General features: G+C 37.7%; 11 protein-coding genes and 2 pseudogenes. 6 read left to right on the top strand and 7 right to left on the bottom strand.

Features of this window, described 5'->3' with window-relative positions:
• Both H3Z85_14810 and H3Z85_14805 read right to left on the bottom strand, forming a co-directional pair.
• The gene (locus H3Z85_14810; GenBank protein ID QPQ53909.1) at positions 1–2022 is read right to left on the bottom strand and encodes a family 20 glycosylhydrolase; all 2022 of its coding nucleotides are present in this window, start codon (positions 2020–2022) and stop codon (positions 1–3) included.
• Positions 1938–2231, bottom strand: coding sequence for a hypothetical protein (locus H3Z85_14805; GenBank protein QPQ50689.1), 294 nt, complete (start codon positions 2229–2231; stop codon positions 1938–1940). The genes H3Z85_14810 and H3Z85_14805 overlap by 85 nt, the downstream gene beginning before the upstream one ends.
• A gap of 277 nt (positions 2232–2508) precedes the next feature.
• Here H3Z85_14805 and H3Z85_14800 point away from each other — a divergent pair, with 277 nt between their 5' ends.
• Positions 2509–3333: a DUF4197 domain-containing protein gene (locus H3Z85_14800; GenBank protein ID QPQ50688.1), complete on the top strand. Its 825-nt coding sequence runs from the start codon at positions 2509–2511 to the stop codon at positions 3331–3333.
• 249 nt (positions 3334–3582) lie between these two features.
• Here the strand turns inward: H3Z85_14800 and H3Z85_14795 are convergent, their stop codons facing one another.
• The gene (locus H3Z85_14795; protein ID QPQ50687.1) at positions 3583–4236 is read right to left on the bottom strand and encodes a CoA transferase subunit B; all 654 of its coding nucleotides are present in this window, start codon (positions 4234–4236) and stop codon (positions 3583–3585) included.
• Between the two features lie 121 nt (positions 4237–4357).
• Between H3Z85_14795 and H3Z85_14790 the strand changes: the two are divergent.
• Positions 4358–6159 (top strand): annotated as a pseudogene (locus tag H3Z85_14790) (ABC transporter ATP-binding protein).
• Positions 6160–6210: 51 nt separating this feature from the next.
• On the opposite strand, the gene H3Z85_14785 reads toward H3Z85_14790, so the two are convergent.
• The gene (locus H3Z85_14785; GenBank protein QPQ50686.1) at positions 6211–6912 is read right to left on the bottom strand and encodes a CoA transferase subunit A; all 702 of its coding nucleotides are present in this window, start codon (positions 6910–6912) and stop codon (positions 6211–6213) included.
• Between the two features lie 365 nt (positions 6913–7277).
• On the opposite strand from H3Z85_14785, the gene H3Z85_14780 reads away from it, so the two are divergent.
• Together H3Z85_14780 and H3Z85_14775 are read left to right on the top strand one after the other, a co-directional pair.
• A complete protein-coding gene (locus H3Z85_14780) occupies positions 7278–7529 on the top strand; it encodes a hypothetical protein (protein ID QPQ50685.1) in 252 nt (83 codons plus the stop codon).
• A gap of 21 nt (positions 7530–7550) precedes the next feature.
• Complete coding sequence (locus H3Z85_14775) at positions 7551–8810, top strand: hypothetical protein (GenBank protein QPQ50684.1); 1260 nt, start codon at positions 7551–7553, stop codon at positions 8808–8810.
• Positions 8811–8963: 153 nt separating this feature from the next.
• Here the strand turns inward: H3Z85_14775 and H3Z85_14770 are convergent, their stop codons facing one another.
• Positions 8964–11720: a fibronectin type III domain-containing protein gene (locus H3Z85_14770; protein QPQ50683.1), complete on the bottom strand. Its 2757-nt coding sequence runs from the start codon at positions 11718–11720 to the stop codon at positions 8964–8966.
• 295 nt (positions 11721–12015) lie between these two features.
• Here H3Z85_14770 and rplS point away from each other — a divergent pair.
• A pseudogene (gene rplS, locus H3Z85_14765) lies at positions 12016–12371 on the top strand (50S ribosomal protein L19).
• Positions 12372–12691: 320 nt separating this feature from the next.
• Here rplS and H3Z85_14760 read toward each other — a convergent pair.
• Both H3Z85_14760 and H3Z85_14755 read right to left on the bottom strand, forming a co-directional pair.
• Entirely contained in the window at positions 12692–13003 is a 312-nt protein-coding gene (locus H3Z85_14760) for a hypothetical protein (GenBank protein QPQ50682.1), read from the bottom strand.
• 173 nt (positions 13004–13176) lie between these two features.
• Positions 13177–13959, bottom strand: coding sequence for a helix-turn-helix transcriptional regulator (locus tag H3Z85_14755; protein ID QPQ50681.1), 783 nt, complete (start codon positions 13957–13959; stop codon positions 13177–13179).
• 75 nt (positions 13960–14034) lie between these two features.
• Between H3Z85_14755 and H3Z85_14750 the strand changes: the two genes are divergently transcribed.
• A complete protein-coding gene (locus H3Z85_14750) occupies positions 14035–15171 on the top strand; it encodes an MFS transporter (GenBank protein QPQ50680.1) in 1137 nt (378 codons plus the stop codon).
• The last annotated feature ends 79 nt before the right edge of the window (positions 15172–15250 follow it).

Genomic DNA, 15250 nt, shown 5'->3' with positions numbered 1-15250 from the left:
CTAATTTACGCCAATTTCATCGACAAAAAGCCATGCTTTAGAATCTGCTCCCGGATTTCCGGCCGGAATTATCCCCGCATTTTCAATGGCTATTTTAAAATATCTCGAATTTTGTTTTCCTACGTTCAGCAGCATTTTTCCTTTGGCATTCTGAATTTCCTCTTTTCCGATCTCTTTGATCAGTTTAAAATTCTTATTGTCTTCGGAGGTAAAGATTTTTGCAGATTTTGCCAGGTGAATCCAGCTTCCTTTATTTTCAAGGGTATTGAAATACACTTGCGAAAAGTCTGTTTTTTGTCCGAAATCGATGGTAGCGACCACATCTTTACCGTTAAAGCCCAGCCATGTTTTACCAAGTTGTCTTGAATTACCTATTATACCGTCTACCAGAGTAGCTGCGCCCCCGAATGAATAGTTTTCACTCGGTTGATTTTCAAGATTAATTTTCTTTCCTGTTGTTTTTGAAATGGTAAATTGTTGTGAAGTGATTGAACTTTTCAGCTGACCATTTTCAAAATAGGCTGATTTTATTGTCATTGATGCAGGAACCGGAATAGCACCCTGATATGTTTTTGAATTGATTGTAGGATCAGCACCATCGGTTGTATACCGGATGCCGCTTGAATTTTGTGAGGTGGACAGCTCATAGGTAATTCCTGTGCCGGCCGGCACTACTTTTCCTGAAATATTATAAATACTTTTGGCATAATTGACGCCCATTTTATCCAACACTTTGAACTGACTGATGACTCTGTTTTCAAAATTTTTATAGTTTTCAGGATCTGATGTTCCCCACCCTACTTCCGAAAGTGCCATTAGCCTTGGAAATATCATATACTGAACCTGCTTAAAATTGTCAATATACTCTGTCCACAGATTCGCTTGTACTCCCATGATGTATTTTCCCTGTTCCGGAGTTAATTCTGAAGGAATCGGGTTATAAGAATATACTTTATCGAGTGGAGTAAATCCTCCAAAGGCATTAGGTTCTGACTGTGGATCTCCCTGATAATGGTCGAAATAGCAATACGCTCCAGGGGTCATTACGGCAAAATGTTTTGATTTTGCAGCTTCAATTCCTCCATTTACCCCTGTCCAGCTCATAACAGCAGCGTTAGGAGCCAACCCGCCTTCTAAAATTTCATCCCAGCCGATGATTTTCCTGCCTTTACTGTTGACATATTTTTCAATTCTCTGAATGAAGTAGCTCTGTAAGCCGTGTTCATCTTTCAGATTATTTTTCTTTATCAATTCCTGGCAATGAGCACATTCTTTCCATCGTGTTTTCGGGCATTCATCACCACCGATATGGATGTATTGTGAGGGGAATAACTGAATCACCTCATCTAAGACATTTTCCAGAAATGTAAATGTTTCATCTTTAGGACAAAATACGTCATCAAAAACACCCCATTTGGTGGCAGCTGCAAAAGGGCCTTTTGTACATGCCAGTTCAGGATATGCAGATAATGCTGCCAAGGCATGTCCCGGCATTTCTATTTCCGGAACGACGGTAATATGTTTTTCCTGTGCATATTTTACGACCTCCTTAATCTGATCCTGAGTATAAAAATAAGGGCCGTAAGGTTTCCCGTCGAAAGTATTGTCAGCATAGGCACCTATCATAGATTCTTTACGCTTAGAACCAATCTGGGTTAGTTTAGGATATTTTTTAATTTCAATTCTCCATCCCTGATCATCTGTCAAATGCCAATGAAAAGTGTTCAATTTATACATGGCCAGATAATCAATATACTGCTTTACTTCATCTACAGTGAAAAAGTGACGGCATACGTCCAAATGCATTCCTCTCCAGGCAAACTTCGGCTCATCTTCGATTTTCATGGCCGGAATTTTCTTACTGTCTTTATATTGTTCAAAAATCTGAATCAGGGTCTGAAGAGCCAGAAAATGCCCCTGGTCTGTATAAGAGCGGATTACAATATTTGCCGGCGAGATTTCAATGGCATATTTTTCTTTTTTTGTTCTTCGCTTAAAGGGACAACGGATGGAGAAAACAATGCGCTGATGAGCTGCATTTTTTCTTTTTTACCATACGTCAGTGTAAAAAATTTACCGAAATATTTTGAATAGTATTCGCGTTCTGATTTAGAAAGATTTTCATCTAAAATGATTTTTTCAGGCAGGATAAATTCACCCTGAGAAAATTCAATTTTTTGAGGATAAGGAATTAAGTTCAATTTATTTTGTGCAAGAATTACCGTTGACATTAACAGAAAGAATGTAAAAAAAGTCCGTATCATTAGATGTGGTTAAGGTTTTAGCTAAGATAAATATTTTCTAAAAATTATTGACTCATTTTCATCAATTATTCCGGATTTTAAGAAATAATCAAAGATATTGCACAGACTATTATGGGCTAATAAAGATCTAAGTCCTTTACGCTGAACTTCAATAAAAAAAACGCAACAATAAAATTGTGGTTTATTTTTTGCTAAGTGTAAGCGACTATACGTAAATAAACAATTAAATTTGTAAAAAAATACAATGAGAAAAAACATTTTATTAGCAGCCGGATTATTATTTTCAGTATCTGCTCAAGCACAGCTTTTCGATATTATAAAATCTACCGTCAAAAATAAAACAGGTGTGGATCTTGATGCTCCTGTCAAAACAAAAGGAACAACAGCTGCAACGACCACGACACCTCAACCTTCTACAAACGTTAATTCCACCAGCAATCCTGTAAATCTTGGAAACCTTACTTCGCCACAGATTTCGTCAGGATTAAAAGAAGCTTTAACCCTTGGAGTAACGGATGGAGTAAAAAAACTGGCTTTAACGGATGGCTTTTTTAAAAATGAGGCTGTAAAAATTCTGATGCCTGAAAAGTTAAGAAAAATTGATACTACCCTACGTTCTCTGGGAATGGGAAGTCTTGCTGATGAGGGAGTAAAGCTTTTAAACAGAGCTGCCGAGGACGCCGTTACCGAAGCTGCCCCTATTTTCACCAGCGCGATTACGTCAATGACGATCAACGACGCTAAAAATATTTTATTAGGAACTGATAATGCTGCCACCAATTATTTACAAAGCAAAACTCAGAACCAGCTATTTACGGCTTTCCAGCCAAAAGTAAAAGCATCACTGGGTAAAGTAGGTGCAGACACAGTATGGAAAAACCTGATCTCAAAATATAATACATTCACAGGACAGGCCGTAACCACCGACCTTAATGAATATGTAACTACAGAAACAATCAACGGGGTATTCAAAATGGTAGCCCAGAAAGAAAGCGGGATCAGAAATACCCCTGCAATGAGAACGACAAGTATTTTGCAGAAGGTTTTCGGAGCACAGGATAATAAATAAGAATTATATATTTAAAGTTAAACTTTACAATATAAAAGGGCTGTTTCATAATGAAGCAGCCCTTTCTGCTACGCATCTTTGTCAGCAATTTTTTTTGAATACTCCTGTAACTTTGCTATTTTATAGAGCAGGCTTTTGCTGAGCATCATTCTTTCGAATAAACTCCATACTGAACATTGACAAAAGAAAAAGCAGTAGAGGTGAATCTCCACTGCTTTATTATTTATAATCATTTATTTTCGTAATGGGTTACAATTGCATTTCAGGAATTTCACCTTCAATGATCAGATCTGCCTCTGTAGCGTTCACAATGTGTTCTACTGAAACACCCGGAGCTCTTTCCACCAGTTTGAACCCTGCGGGAGTCACATCCAGAACAGCTAATTCGGTAACGACTCTTTTCACACAGTTTACTCCGGTAAGGGGAAGGGTACATTTTTTCAGGATCTTGCTTTCTCCAGCCTTATTAACGTGCATCATGGCAACAATAATATTTTCGGCTGAAGCAACTAAATCCATGGCACCTCCCATTCCTTTTACCATTTTTCCCGGAATTTTCCAATTGGCAATATCTCCGTTTTCGGAAACTTCCATGGCTCCCAGAATGGTAAGATCTACCTTCTGACCACGGATCATTCCGAAACTGAAAGCAGAATCGAAGAATGAGCCTCCGTCTAAAATAGTAATAGTTTGTTTTCCGGCATTGATGATATCAGCATCTTCTTCTCCTTCGAAAGGGAAAGGTCCCATCCCTAAAACTCCGTTTTCACTCTGGAATTCTACAGAAATACCTTCCGGAACATAGTTGGCAACCAAAGTAGGGATTCCTATTCCCAGGTTTACATAATAACGATCTTTCAGTTCTTTTGAAATTCTTTTGGCAATTTGTTCTTTTGTAAGCATAATAAAAACTTAGACTGCAATTTAATTATTTTAAACTGAATACAAAAGGGCTTTACAGGTCTTAATAATTAACACTGTTAGTTAAAATAATATCTGTAATTTTGTAACATTATTTATCAGAATGAAAATACTTTTTAGATACCTTAAACCTTACCAGTGGCTGATCATTATTTCTTTATTACTGGCTACCATTAATCAGGTTTTTTCTTTATTTGCCCCGGCTATTACAGGAAATATCCTTGATCAGCTGGTCACTCATCCCAATTTTTTTGACAAAGAAAAACTTTTAGCCAGGAATCTGAATGAGTATTTATATGGCAACGGAGTCTATCATGGTGCTTTTTATTTTCTGGGATTATTGATCGGAACAGCGATGGTCAGCAGAATTGCCAAAGCCTTTCAGGATTATGTGGTAAGTGTGATCACACAGAAATTCGGAGCAAAAATATTCACTGACGGTTTACAACATTCGATGGCCCTTCCCTATCAGGAGTTTGAAGATCAGAGAAGCGGTGAAACGCTTTCTATTTTAACGAAAGTAAGAGAAGACTCTGTAAAATTCATTACCAATTTTATTAATATTTTCTTTGGTATTCTGGTGAGTATCATTTTCGTGTCCGTGTATGCGATCCGTCTGCACTGGTCGATCATGCCCGTTTACATCTGCGGAGTTTTTCTGATTGCTTTTATCACCAATTTACTGAGTAAAAGGATTAAAATCATTCAGAAAAATATTGTTTCAGAAACAACGGCTTTAGCAGGAAGTACTACTGAAAGCCTGAGAAATATAGAAATTGTCAAAAGTCTGGGGCTGACCAAACAGGAGGTGATCCGTTTGAATAATAATACTTACAAAATTCTCGGACTGGAACTGAGAAAGGTTAAAAGCATCCGTTCTTTAAGCTTTATCCAGGGAACAATGGTTAATTTCCTTCAACAATTGATTACTCTTACTTTATTATTATTAATATTTAAAAACATTGTAACTCCTGGCCAATATTTATCTCTGATGTTTTATGGTTTTTTCATTTTTGGACCGATGCAGGAAATCGGAAACATCATCATTTCGTATCGTGAAGCGGAGGCTTCTCTTCAGAATTTTGATCATCTGATGCAAAAAGAGGTAGAAGAAAAACCTCTTCATCCAAAGCAGATTGGTGCCATTGAGGAGCTGGAATTCAAGCATGTTTCATTTAAACATCAGTCGGCTCAGTATAAAGCTTTGAACAATATTTCTTTTGATGTCAAAAACGGAGAAACCATCGCCTTTGTCGGGCCAAGCGGCTCGGGAAAAAGCACCCTGGTAAAGCTATTGGTAGGCCTGTACAGACCTCAGGAGGGAAATATTTTCTACAATAAAGTGAATGGAAAAGAATTCGATTTTGATGAACTGAGAAATCAAATCGGCTTTGTAACTCAGGATACTCAGCTTTTTGCAGGGACGATTAAAGAAAATCTTCTTTTTGTAAATCCGAAAGCAACTGAATCCGAACTGGCTCTGGCATTACAAAATCCAGCTGTACTGCACTTTTGGAAAGGGCAGAGAAAGGTATAGAAACCGTGATTGGTGAAGGTGGGCTAAAATTAAGTGGTGGAGAGAAGCAAAGGATCGCCATTGCAAGGGCTCTTTTGAGAAAACCTCATCTTTTGATTTTTGATGAAGCTACTTCAGCACTGGACAGTATTACAGAAGAAGAGATTACGACTACGATTAAAGATATTTCGAAAGAAAGAGAACAGATTACCGTTCTTATCGCGCACCGTCTCAGTACCATCATGCATGCTGACAAAATTTATGTCCTTGAACGCGGCAAGGTTATAGAAACAGGCTCTCATGAGAATCTGATCGCAGAAAAAGGGCTTTATTATGCCATGTGGAGACAACAGATCGGAGAAAGGAAGACGCTCAGTCCTCAAGCATAAAAAAAGCGCTGAAGTTATTTTCAGCGCTTTTTTATTGTAATTGGATTTACTTTATTCTTTAGTTCTTACTGTTCTCTGTTCGATTCTTTTTTCAAATTTTTCTCCCTGGAAAATTCTCTGAATCATGATGCCCGGAATATGAATTTCGTTAGGATCTAATTCTCCGGGTTCTACCAGTTCTTCTACTTCCGCAATGGTAATTTTTCCTGCTCCTGCCATCGGGTGGTTAAAATTTCTGGCAGATCCTTTGAAAATAAGATTTCCGACGTGATCTCCTTTCCAGGCTTTTACGATAGAAAAATCTGCATCAAAAGCATGTTCTAAAATATGAGGTTTTCCTTTGAATTCCTTTACTTCTTTCCCTTCAGCAATTTCAGTTCCGTATCCTGCCGGTGTATAGAAGGCCGGAATGCCTGACTGAGCAGCTCTGCATTTTTCGGCTAAAGTTCCTTGCGGAGTCAGCTCAACTTCTAGTTCTCCGGAAAGCATTTGTCTTTCAAATTCTGCGTTTTCTCCTACATAAGAAGAGATCATTTTCTTAATCTGTCTTTTGTGAAGCAGCAATCCCAATCCGAAATCATCTACTCCTGCATTATTTGAAATACAGGTTAAATCTTTCACATCACTTTCCACCAAGGCATTGATTGAGTTTTCAGGAATACCACAAAGTCCGAATCCGCCAAGCATCAGTGTCATTCCATCCTTAATTCCTTCAATGGCTTCCTTTGCATTTTTTACTCTTTTATCTATCATGATAATATTAGATTTTTCTATTGCCTAAATTTAATAAATTTTCTCTTATCTCCCATGGCCAGAAATAACAGCGGAAATTGTTCCAATTTTGAATTGTAACCATAAAAGATTAACTATTTAAAATTCAATTAATTATAAATAAAAATGAACAGATCGGTTCGTTTTTTACCTATTTTTCATTAAATAGACTTATATTTGGGGTTTTAAATGCTAAAAAATGCCTTTATACTACAGTATTTAGAATATTATTTATTTAAACACAATTTCAATGTAAAATTATTTTGCGACGACCTAATTGTCACTTCCCTTTCTGACCTTTATTTTCAACATCTGCAATCACATTAATTATAACATACGATCAAAACATGAAAAAATTATTCACATCTGCATTTATTGCCCTGGTACTCAGCATGAATGTATATGGACAGGAAAAAACTTATTTCGATGAAAACTGGGAGAAAACCACCCAAGATAAAATGGAGTATTACCGGGAATCTACTTCAAAAGGCAAACTTACACTGATCAAAGATTTTTATAAAAACGGAACGCTTCAAATGGAAGGACTGGCTTCAGATACTACGCCTGGTAATGAAGTTTTTGACGGTAAAGTAACATAATATACTCCTGAGGGAAAAGTAATGAGTACCACCACCTATGCTAAAGGTACACAAATCGGACCTACCCAATCCTACGATGTGAACGGTAAGCTGATAGAGGATCTCGTATACCATGGTGATGGTACCTTCAGCGGAAAGTCGTTTAGCTATAAAGATCCTGAAAATGAGATTTTTTATAACAGCATCACCGTCTATGAAAATTCCAATCCTGCCCAAACGATTATTTATGACGATGACATTAAAGGAATCAGAAGTGAATCAGTGATCAAAAACGGCAACTATGAAAATAAATATTACGGTGAAAAAGGTAAATATATCGGTAGTGCAACTTCCGAATCAGGGAAAGAAAGCACGCAGGTAGATTATTACTATAACCCGATGAGGGTTTCCAAAATCGATAAATACAAGAGCGACGGTACCATCAAAGAAAGTGTAATTTATTCTCAAACCGGGAAAATTATACAGGAACATAAGGTTGGCAAAAAAGACGGCTACAAAACCACTTATGACGAATCGGGAAAAAAAATTGCTCATCTTACCTATGCATATGATAAGGAAGGTGATGTCTTTAATCCCATGGATGGAGAAGACTATCATTTCAGCTATGATAATATTAATATTTCGACCATAGATATTTACAAAAACGGGGAGGCTATCCAGAATAAGATATTTGATGAAAATGGAAAACTTTCCAGTGAAGTATTTTTAAAAGAAGGTTCTACTCAGGAAATCAAATATTATTCCCCTGAAGGAAAATTAAAATCTACATTAACGTATAAAGATGATCTTCCCTATAATGGTATTGCGTATGATGGGCTGAGTGAAAGACATTTTAAAGAAGGAACCGTGGTACATCTAAAAGCCTATTCTGAAGACAGCAAGCTGAAATCTGAGAAAAAGCTCAACTCAAAACAAGATGCGTACGACGGAACGATCTATAACAGCAGTGGGCTTATTGTATACACGTTCAATCAGCCCCTGAGCGCAGAAGGTGATGATTACAACTTTACAGGCCAGGTCGTACAATATGTAAAAGGAAAGCCTGCCGGCAAAGTTTCTATAAAAGAAGGTATTCTTCAAAGCGGAAAGATCAGACTGAAAACCGCTGACGGATCAAAAGAACTGGAACGCAGCGGAAAATGGATCCTTTTAAAAATATATAATGAGGAAGGAAAGCTGGTACAGGATTCCAAGGTTCTGGCACAGACAGGAGATGATTCTTTTTCTGTAGCCAATCAGACTATTATCCTTGAGGATGATTTACACAATAGCTTTGATTAATCAGAATCACTAGTATTACAAGCAGTTTCAGTCGTTTGGAGCTGCTTTTATTTTTTCAGAGGTTTTTTGGTGATCAAAATTTCCCTAGCTACTCACAAAAAAGCAGGCTGTCGTTACCGACAGCCTGCTTAGCATTATCTTTTAATAAACTTTTTATTGAATAATCAATTTTAAAGTAAACAACTTTCTGGCGTGAACTTTTACAAAATACACTCCTTTCGGAAGATTTTCATTGACCAGCGAGAAGCGTTGGTTATTGATATTTTTCGTTTCATACAACAAATCTCCTGTGGCGGATACCAATTCGATTTTCTCAATAGGATAATCACTTTTAATGAATGTAGGTTCACCAGGTTTTGTAGGATTGGGGTATAATACTACATTTTTCTCTGTACTTTTAGTTTCATCCGTTCCCAGGGTTGAGGATGTCACCTGGAACTGCACCCTATTTGATACTTCCGTGTAAGAGTCATTGGTAAACATGACCATGTAATAGTTCCCCGGTGTACTTGGCACTGCTGTTCCCTGGATTGCTTTGGTTCCCTGCGTTATTCCGTCAAAATAAGTATACGATACAAAATTATCATCCGGAGACTGAATGCTTTGAGGGTAAATTCCCAGCCAGTCTTTGATAATTCCCGGAGAATCTGTCCATGAAGCGGTGATATTTTCGCCTAAAGTATAAACCGGTTTATTCGTCCACAGTTCAGTAACGATATCTCCTACTTTGAAGAATACTTTATTTCCGATTCCGTTGTATCCGTCTTCCAGCAGGTACTGGGCATAATAATATCCTTTTGGAAGCCCTGTAAAATTAACGGTTCCGGCAGCTGTGGTAACGTAGCTCCATTTGATTGAATTTGTGGTTCCCGGAGTTTGCCCCATTTCATAAATTCCGATCCAGTCTTTCTGAAGATTTGGCCCATCCGTAAAATTAATCGTAACCGTTCCTCCTACGGGATAATTATCGGCAGTTGCCTGCAGCTTTACATTGGGACCTACATAGAAATTTTTCCTTGGGGTAATTTCCGTATAACCGTTATTGGCAAAGAATCCTGCAAAATATTGTCCTTTAGTCGCCAAACCGTTGTTAAAGCTAGCTGTACCCGCTGTCTGCCCGTTAGTATAAACATATCCCTGAGAGGTTACTGAAGCCCCCGGAGTCTGTCCTTTCTTATAAATTCCTACCCAATCTTGCTGATTGCCGGGTCCTCCTGTATACGTACCGATTATCGGCTCATTTTGTGCATATTCAGTTTTATTTAAAGTAAATGTAGGATTAGAAACTACACTTCCTGTAATTTCAAATTGTTTCACGTCACTCCAGTCACTCCATTCCAGGTTTCTGTCTCTGTAACGCACTTTTGCATAATATATTCCGTTCGGAATTGAATTTCCCGGCAAGAGAACCTGAGTAATATCAACGCCGGCATTTAAGTTCTTAGTGACATCTGGATTTCCGTTTCCGTCTTTTCCAAACCAGTTTTCAAAATCGCGATAGATTTCTTTTTCAATAACGGAAAAATCCGGAGCCTTACTGATCAGAAATTGAGTGGTATTTAAAAGTTCATTATTTGACGAAGAAAATGTACTTCCGTTCAATGTCAAAGGCAGGGTTATTGCTCCAGAAAATGTATTGGTGATTGATGGTTTTGCCGGTTTGGGCTGGTTTTTATACCTATGGAAAGAATCGATTAATACATTATCTTTCTTGGTATATTTTCCTCCGATAGAATAGCATTCCACATCTACTTTTCCTGTCGGGATATCGACTTCAATGATTTGATACGTCCAGTCTGTCAATGTTTTCTGAACATCATCAAAATCCTTCTCATTAGACATTCCCCAATATTGGTCCCAGGCTGTTCCTCCTGAAATAATCTGATAATTCGGGGTATCTTTTAATTGTCCCCTGTGATACAGGTGATGGTGGGCTCCGACATGCATCAGGTATTTATCGGAAGTCACCAGAAGCGGCACTGCATTATTCCTTACCCATGTAGAAATATCTCCTACATACTGTTCTGCCTGATACGGTCTGTGGCTTAAAGAAATAATCCAGTCTACCGTAGCATCATTATTTGCTGCATTCAGAACCTGTTGAAGCCAAGTTTGCTGTGCTGCTCCCGTATGCTCAGAACTTAAACTGATGAATAGCACATTTCCTGCCTGCTGGGCATAGTAATTTTCATTTCCGGAACTGATATTTTTATATTTAATCTCATCAATATAAAAGTGGGCATAATAAGATTCCATTCCCTGAATACCTCCGGGTACCGGAGCATAGGTTTCGTGATTTCCTACTGTAGTTTGGATAGGAAGGTAAGGTGATAATTTAATATTCTTTTTGAAGTGGACGTTTTCATAATGATCTAACGTTCCCACATCTACCTGATCACCTACCATAAAAGTAAGCGCGATATTATCAGAAGGATCGGTATTGGCTCCGAACTTTTCCTTTAATTTTTTATAGGCATTTAAAGTAAGGCTATCATATCTCGGTTCAGCTTTGATCTGATTGTCTCCCATGATCAGGAAACGGATTTTTCCATTGGCAGTAACTGCCTGTCCCGGTTGTGGAAGAGTTCTGAAGTTGTAGACCGCAGATTCACTCGTTCCTGTTTTTATCTTATAATAGTACTTGGTGTTGGGCTGTAGATTGGTAATCTTTGCTGTGTGGTAATAGTAGTTATTATTGTATCCTGTATCAGAAAAGATATTGGTTGTACCGGTCACAGTGACATTCAGATTTGTGGGAGAATCTCCGTAGATCACGATAGTCTCGTTATTGGAAGCCGTCTTCCAGTTGACGATCATGGAATTGGGTGTAGGGTTTTGCAAATAAGGAAACAAAACCTGTCCGAATGCCATCTGGACCGCGAAACAAAAAAAGAAGAAATAATGTTTCATAATATATTTATTTAAATAGTATATATTTTACAGATAAATTGGAAACCAAGGATTTAAAAAATAAGCATCCTATTTTTTATTTCGGGCAAAAGTAAATTACGTATATAAATCCTGGCTGATGGAATCTTAAACAAACTGTTAATTTTTTAACAAAATCGAAATTGAAAAATTATAGTTTTTAACACATTAATTGTTTGGTATATTCAAAAACTATTTTGTACATTTGCAACCTGTTATTCAACCTCTGACGAAAAGCGTGTAAGTTGCTTAGCTTTAACATTTTATTTTATTAATAATGGATTTATTAAAGTACGTACAAGACAAGTACATTGCTAAAAAGAATTCCCTGAATTCAAAGCAGGTGATACAATTACTGTGTATTACGAAATTAAAGAAGGACAAAAAACCAGAACTCAGTTCTTCAAAGGAACAGTTATTCAACTAAGAGGTACTGGTTCTACAAAAACTTTCACTATCAGAAAAATGTCTGGTGATGTAGGTGTAGAAAGAGTATTCCCTATCAACATGCCGGCACTTCAAAAAATTGAAGTTGACAGAAGAGGTAGAGTTAGAAGAGCTAGAATTTACTACTTCAGAGACCTTAGAGGTAAGAAAGCAAGAATCAAAGACGCTGCTTACAAGAAGAAATAATTCAGACAACAATAAATGCAAAAAGAGGCTGTTTACCATGTGTAGACAGCTTCTTTTTTTGAGCTACAGCAATTTTATTTTTTACCGAGGCTGAGAATAAAGTGGATAAACCTGTCAGGTTTAGAATTGAGGTAATTCCAGAATAGAGAATTTACTTTTTTAAATATTGCATTGTACCAAAACGAGATGTTATTTTTCATACGGAGATCCTTTTCCCGTTTCTAAAAACTGCTTAAGGCTACCGAGAAACTGCACCCAGCCAGTAGAGCATATTTCATAACATTCAACTGCAGGGCGTAATCCGATGTGAGTTACCTTTATCAAAGCATTGTTTTCTTTTTTACTATTTCCCAAACTACCGTTGTTCCGATCCATTCGGTTTGATTTTTCAATTCAGGAAGGGCAATCAGTGAATCTTCCACATACCAGGCAACTTTTGAATCAGGTATCATCTCCTCTACTTTAAATGTTTTGTGAATATGATCTCCAAACCGTATGGTAAATACATCCCCAATTGCTGATGATGACCCAGTAAACAACGCAGACCACCAGAGAGGAATACTATGAGTCAGGGCTTCATACACCCGATGCGGTGTAGTACTTACTTCTATTGTATTGGTATAATCGTTCATGACATTTGTTTTTATATGGTCATACAATGTTATGCAAATTATTCATCAACAGACTTTGCATAGGGCAAGAAACACTCTGGAACATTTTTGACCGGTCATTCCGGCACCCAACCGGCTTTCGGTCACTTTTCAGAAATAACCGTTGGTTTAAGGTATCAGTAAAAATTGAAGATTTACCCGTTCTGCATGAGGTATTGTAACGGTGTTGATCCTGTCTGTTTTTTAAAAAAATCAATAAAGGCACTATCGGAGGAAAATTCTAAAATATGAGAAACTTCCCCTATCGAATTTCCTTCCACCAACAATTCGATGGATCTCTGAAGACGCCATTGCTGCCTCCATTCCTGATAGGATAATCCGGTTTCTTTCTTAAAAATCCGGGTGATTGTTTTTTCAACCGCCCCTGTATTTTCGGCGAGATTTTTCAACATCGGAGGCATCGATAATCGTTTGGTCCATTCTTCTGAAATTTTTTTCAAACGTGTGTCCTGCGGCATTTTAAGGACCAGTTTTTCTTCAGGAGCTCCATTCATTTCATTCCAGAATACCTTTATAATATTCTCCTGATAATCGTCAGGAACACTCCATTCCCAGAAACACATTCTTTCAATAATCTCCTTCAGCAAAGGGTTGACATGTAAAACTTTAAGGCTTGAATTTATACAACCTGCAGCATATTCCCTATCAAAATAAATGGATCTGTACGCTACCATATTACGGAAATTTACCCTGTGAACCTCATGGGCAGGAATCCACAACATTCTGAACGGCGGCAGCACAAACTGCCTGTCTGAAGTGGTAACCGTCATACAACCGGAAGGGGCATATAAAAGCTGGGTTTTCGTCACATGGCAATGAAAACCGGAATCATGCATTACCATATCAGAAGCGATTCCTATTACTTTCCCTGGTAGAGAATCTGCATCAAATTCCTGATTTTGTTTTAGAATCGCCATGTCCTATTTTTGATATTTTTTGTTTTTATATCATTATAAATATACATTGAATTTTTGGAAACTTTGCAGAAAAAAATGAAAAAGACAAATCCGTTGTGGTTGCTGACATTACTGGTGATGCTTCCTCAATTTGTGGAAACTATTTACAGTCCGGTTTTGCCGTCGGTACAGGAATATTTTGGAGTGAAAGAAGAATCAGCGACACTGACGATAAGTTTATATTTTATAGCCTTCGCTTTAGGAGTCGCTTTCTGGGGAATACAATGCGACCGGATCGGAAGAAAAAAATCATTGCAATACGGATTAATAACTTACGGAATCGGAACAGTTGCAGCCGTTTTCGCACCCAGTTTCATGATATTGCTTAGCGCGAGGATTATCTCCGCATTCGGTATTTCAGTAGGTTCTATTGTTACCCAAACAATTTTACGTGATACTTATGATAGAGAACACATCAGCAAAGTATTTTCCTGGATCGGAATAGGTCTATCCGTCAGCCCTGTTATCGGTATGCTTACAGGGTCGCTGCTGGCTTCAGTCTCCGGATATCAGGGTGTTTTTATCACCTTATGTCTTGTGGCCGCGCTATTTTATATATTGTCCCAGAAAAGAGTCTCTGAAACATTTCCTTTTCCAAAACAAATAAGCTTCAAAACACTGATCAGCTTATTAAAACGAATGCTTACAGATCATGAAATCATCAGGTGCTGTTTGTTGATTATGAGTTTTAATGTTTTATTATTTTCGTACTATTCTCTGGCTCCTTTTATTTTTAAAGAGCAGGAATATTCATCGTACGCTTTCGGATACAGCAGCATTGTACTTGCAGCAGGCACTTTTGCCGGCGCACAGCTCAACAGACGCCTGTTATTAAAAGGGCTTGAATCTTCAGGTTTAATAAAAATCAGTACTCTTGGCTCTTTCATTGCCTCTGTAATGGTCTGGATATTAACAGGAGAAGGAATTTATTTTGTAATCCCATACTTTTTTATTGTCATGGCTTTCAGTATGGCTATTCCCAATATCCTGAGCACGGCCCTGATACAATATAAAAATGAAACAGGAAGCGCTGGAGCATTATTGGGATTGATCTATTATGTGATGATTGGACTGGGATTGGTAAGTATAGGATTTATTCAGCACCTTGGAATTGCCTGTACTCTTTTTTCCGGAATCGGGGTATTTTCACTCTTACTATTTAGGAAAAGATAACCTGTGTTGCTTCATAATAGCATCAATATTTGAAACATTAAGATATGTATAGGCTGCCTGCTCTGCCTGTAACCGATAA

The sequence above is a fragment of the Chryseobacterium indologenes genome (assembly GCA_016025055.1).
GTDB classification, from domain to species: domain Bacteria; phylum Bacteroidota; class Bacteroidia; order Flavobacteriales; family Weeksellaceae; genus Chryseobacterium; species Chryseobacterium indologenes.
This window is presented reverse-complemented; position numbering and strand designations above follow the sequence as displayed.

What these genes read in the sequence shown, in the direction of transcription:
- H3Z85_14755 (QPQ50681.1), bottom strand. Translation starts at nt 13,959, where the DNA reads ATGGCGATTCTAAAACAAAATCAGGAATTTGATGCAGATTCTCTACCA.
- H3Z85_14770 (QPQ50683.1), bottom strand. Translation starts at nt 11,720, where the DNA reads ATGAAACATTATTTCTTCTTTTTTTGTTTCGCGGTCCAGATGGCATTC.
- H3Z85_14775 (QPQ50684.1), top strand. Translation starts at nt 7,551, where the DNA reads ATGAGTACCACCACCTATGCTAAAGGTACACAAATCGGACCTACCCAA.
- H3Z85_14780 (QPQ50685.1), top strand. Translation starts at nt 7,278, where the DNA reads ATGAAAAAATTATTCACATCTGCATTTATTGCCCTGGTACTCAGCATG.
- H3Z85_14800 (QPQ50688.1), top strand. Translation starts at nt 2,509, where the DNA reads ATGAGAAAAAACATTTTATTAGCAGCCGGATTATTATTTTCAGTATCT.
- H3Z85_14805 (QPQ50689.1), bottom strand. Translation starts at nt 2,231, where the DNA reads ATGTCAACGGTAATTCTTGCACAAAATAAATTGAACTTAATTCCTTAT.
- H3Z85_14750 (QPQ50680.1), top strand. Translation starts at nt 14,035, where the DNA reads ATGAAAAAGACAAATCCGTTGTGGTTGCTGACATTACTGGTGATGCTT.
- H3Z85_14785 (QPQ50686.1), bottom strand. Translation starts at nt 6,912, where the DNA reads ATGATAGATAAAAGAGTAAAAAATGCAAAGGAAGCCATTGAAGGAATT.
- H3Z85_14760 (QPQ50682.1), bottom strand. Translation starts at nt 13,003, where the DNA reads ATGAACGATTATACCAATACAATAGAAGTAAGTACTACACCGCATCGG.
- H3Z85_14795 (QPQ50687.1), bottom strand. Translation starts at nt 4,236, where the DNA reads ATGCTTACAAAAGAACAAATTGCCAAAAGAATTTCAAAAGAACTGAAA.